This is a genomic window from Intrasporangium sp., assembly GCF_039812505.1.
In the GTDB taxonomy this organism is placed as follows: domain Bacteria; phylum Actinomycetota; class Actinomycetes; order Actinomycetales; family Dermatophilaceae; genus Intrasporangium_A.
Map to the genome: position 1 here is coordinate 1 of NZ_JBDIAQ010000249.1, position 3,121 is coordinate 3,121.

General features: G+C 72.9%; 2 protein-coding genes. One reads left to right on the forward strand and one right to left on the reverse strand.

What is annotated here, in order from left to right; genetic code table 11:
- Positions 1-40 precede the first annotated feature (40 nt).
- Complete coding sequence (locus WMI84_RS17805; protein WP_347355111.1) at positions 41-2,047, reverse strand: S53 family peptidase; 2,007 nt, start codon at positions 2,045-2,047, stop codon at positions 41-43.
- A gap of 336 nt (positions 2,048-2,383) precedes the next feature.
- Here WMI84_RS17805 and WMI84_RS17810 point away from each other — a divergent pair, with 336 nt between their 5' ends.
- Positions 2,384-3,061 carry an A24 family peptidase gene (locus tag WMI84_RS17810; RefSeq protein WP_347355112.1) on the forward strand — a complete coding sequence of 226 codons (678 nt, stop codon included), beginning with the start codon at positions 2,384-2,386 and terminating at the stop codon, positions 3,059-3,061.
- Positions 3,062-3,121: the final 60 nt, after the last annotated feature.

Below are 3,121 nucleotides of genomic sequence, written 5' to 3' on the forward strand. Positions count from 1 at the left end.
TGCCGCTGGGCGGGAGGCCCGCCCAGCGGCATACGCGCTCTCAGGGCAGCCGGAGCAGGTGGACCGCGACGGCATACCGCAGCGTCGGGCTGCCGACGCCGGTGACCTCGTCCCACCCACGGTTGGTGGCCAGGCTCGAGTCCTGGTCGAAGGTGCGCACCGAGGCGACCGTGCCGTCGGCCTGGTTCAGCCCGTTGACGTAGTCGACCCGGATGTTCCCGGCGTCACCCTGCGGGGTCACGTCGTGCGCCGTGAACGGACCGACCAGGTAGATCAGCGGGTTCGCGAAGCCGATCCGCGAGCGGCCTTGCTGCGCAGCGGCGTTCAGGCCGGCCAGCAACGGCGAGGCCAGGCTGGTGCCGCCGAGGCGGTACTCGCCGTACTGGGTGCCCGTGCCGAAGCGGGTCGGCAGGTCGAAGTCCTGCGTCTGCCCGATCAGCATGCCGGTGTTGGGGTCGGCGTCCATCGCGATGTCGGGCACGGCCCGGCCGGAGCAGCCGGTGCGGGCGAACCGCTGGTAGGGCGGCGTGCTGGTGAACCAGGCGCTGCAGCCACCGCCGGAGCCGTACAGGTAGCCCGCGTCGGTCCACGCCGACCCGTCGGCGTTCAGGGACCACTTCTCGGTGCCCCAGCCGGTCTCGAAGGCTCGCCGGCCGTTGCGGGCCACCGCGAGGGAGGTCCCGCCGACCGCGGTCACCCACGGGTCGGACACGGGGAACTCGGTCTGCTTGACGCCCCAGGCGGCCAGGTCGTCGCCGGTGTCACCGGCGGAGTAGTAGAAGCCGATGCCCTGCACCGCCGCCTGCTTGAAGATCGACTCGTAGGCCGCCACGAGGGTGTCGTCGATCGACGGGGTGACGGTGCCATCGGGCAGCGTCACGTAGGTCGGCTCACCCCACGAGTTGCTCACGATCGAGGCCTGGTCGTCCGAGACGGCGCGCGCCATCGCGGCCAGCAGGTCGTCGTCGTAGCAGCTCGCCGCGCCGTAGTAGACGATGTTCGCGTCGGGGGCCATGCCGTGCTCCGCCTGGACGTCGAGGTTCTGCTCGGCGTACCAGTCGTTGCCGCCGCACTCGTCGACCTTCGCCGGGTCGTAGTTCGTGTCGCTGCGGGTCTTGAACTGGCCGGGCCGGAACGGCTTGTCACCGTGCCGGCTGGCGTAGGTGTTGGAGTCCTGCAGCAGCCAGGGCGACTCGAACGCGTCCGTGATCGCGATCGTCTGCCCCCGGCCGGTCAGGCGGGTGCCGGTCAGGCCGTAGGCGGACCGGAGCTGGCTCGGCACGTAGCCACACACGGCATACGGCAGGTGGTCGCCGGCGAAGGCCGGCAGGTCGTTCGCGCGCTTCTGGCCGTAGTACGCCGAGCACGGCTGCGCGTTGACGAAGCCGGGCGGCGGGCCGAGGTCGGAGCTGCGGGCCGGGCCCCGGGCCCTCGCGGCGGACGTGCCGCGGTCCGTGCTGGGGGTGGCCCGGTGCCCCAGGGTGTCGATCCCGGTGACGGCCAGGACACTGCCGGCCAGCGCGCTCGGGACGGTGACCGGCTGGGTCGCGCCGGTGACCGCCTGACCGTCGACGTGGTACTGCTGGATCCCGGCGGTGAAGGCGGTGTCGATGGCGGCCGCGGTGCCGGAGACCGCGACGTAGTGGTGCGATGCGTCGGACCCGTCGACCCGCAGCCCGGCGCCGCGCAGCCACGCGGTGACGCTCGCGACCTGCGCCCGGGTGGGCGCGAACCGCGAGTCGTACCCGGCCGCGCTCAGGTAGTGGGCGTATGCCGCCGAGTGCGGGTCGGACACGGCCGTGGCCAGTGCGGTGAGCCCGTCCGCGTCACGCGGGGTGAGCCAGACCTTGACGTTGACGCGGTCACCGGCGGCGAGCCGGGCGCCGTGGACGTGCCGGGTCCACTGGGAGGCGGCGGTGACCTGGTGGCGGTGCTGGGAGCGGCCCGCTGCCTGGGCCGTTCCGGTGGTAGCGATGCCGGCGATCGTCAGGCCGGTCAGCGCGGCCGTCGCCGCAGCGACGGACCGAAGGAGTTTGTGTCGTGCCATAACCGTTCCTCTTCGTGAAAGGGTGGGTCGGTTCCGGCGACGCACTAGTCAACGTACGACCGGGGCAGGACCCCCGACAAGGGCCCGGCCTGCCCCGAAGGCTGCCCCGCCCCCCCGGCCCCCCACGCCCCCCCGCCCCCCACGCCCCCCCACGCGCGCCCCCCCCACGCGCGCCCCCCCACGCGAGTCGATGTAATAGCGCGGCCTATGGACCGCGCGAATACATCGACTCCGAGGGCGGACTGGACTCGGCACGACTCCGCACAGCCGGTGGGCCGCGGGCCGACGACCCCCGCCCTCTACCGAGGGGACCCGTCTGGTGCGTAGGGTGCGGCCATGCCCGAGATGTCCGTCCTGCTCGGCACCGCCTTCGCCGGACTGGTCGCCGGAGCGGTGCTGCAGTCGCAGCTGGTGCACCTGCGCCACCGGCTCGAGGACGAGCGTCGCCTGCCGAAGCCGTCGGCGGGCTGGGTCATCCCGGCCACCGTCGTGCTCACGGTCCTGCTCTGGGTGGTCCTGGCCCCCGGACGTCCGCCGCTCGTGCCCGCCACGTACGTGGTCGCCGGGTGGGTGATGGTCGCGCTGGCCTTCATCGACCTGGACGTGCACCGCCTGCCCGACCGGATCCAGCTGCCGAGCTACCCGATCCTGGCCGTCCTGCTCGCGCTGTGCAGCTACGTCACCGGGGACTGGGGGGCGCTGCTGCGGGCCGGGGTCTGCGGTGCGGGCCTGTGGCTGTTCTACTTCCTGCTGATCTTCGTGCTGCCGCCGGGCTCGATCGGCTTCGGCGACGTCAAGCTGGCCGGCCTGCTCGGCATGCTGCTCGGGTGGCTCACCTGGGCCCACCCGGTGATCGCCACGCTCGCGACGTTCCTGGTCGGCGGGCTGGTCGCCGTGGTGCTGCTGGTGACGCGACGCAAGGGCCGCAAGGACGAGTTCGCCTACGGCCCGAGCATGCTGCTGGGCGCGGTCGTCGCGATCGCCGCGCCGATCTTTGTGCGCGTGTTGCAGTAGCACGGTCTGCGTATCCTCACGCCTTGTGGCCGGCCGGGCCCTCGCCGCCAGCCCTGTCCT

Excerpts from the sequence above, each read along its gene's own strand:
- WMI84_RS17805 (WP_347355111.1), bottom strand. The coding sequence starts at position 2,047 with ATGGCACGACACAAACTCCTTCGGTCCGTCGCTGCGGCGACGGCCGCG.
- WMI84_RS17810 (WP_347355112.1), top strand. The coding sequence starts at position 2,384 with ATGCCCGAGATGTCCGTCCTGCTCGGCACCGCCTTCGCCGGACTGGTC.